Origin of the sequence: Paenibacillus camelliae (genome assembly GCF_023715345.1) — a bacterium.
Classification (GTDB): domain Bacteria; phylum Bacillota; class Bacilli; order Paenibacillales; family Paenibacillaceae; genus Pristimantibacillus; species Pristimantibacillus camelliae.
In genome coordinates this window covers 1-321 of the sequence record NZ_JAMBNY010000073.1, presented here as the reverse complement: position 1 = coordinate 321, position 321 = coordinate 1, and the positions used below count along the sequence as shown (strand labels likewise).

General features: G+C 43.9%; 1 rRNA gene. It reads left to right on the top strand.

What is annotated here, in order from left to right:
- Nucleotides 1-212 precede the first annotated feature (212 nt).
- Nucleotides 213-321, top strand: a 16S ribosomal RNA gene (locus M3180_RS22460); the annotation flags it as partial.

Sequence of the window (321 nt, the reverse complement as noted above, 5' to 3'; positions counted from 1 at the left end):
GAGAGATCGCGACAGACACACAAAAACAAAACGTTCGAGTCACACTCGCAAGATGAGATGAGAACGACATTGTTCCTTGAAAACTGAACAACGAGTAAGAACTGCCATCAACAATTCAACCCCGTTGAGTTGTTGATAAAAAGCGAAATAGAAGATTTTTTTCAAGCGATTCTCGCATTGAAAAAACTTGCAGTAATGAGCAATCAAACACTTTAATGGAGAGTTTGATCCTGGCTCAGGACGAACGCTGGCGGCGTGCCTAATACATGCAAGTCGAGCGGAGTTGATAGGAAGCTTGCTTCCTTGAGACTTAGCGGCGGA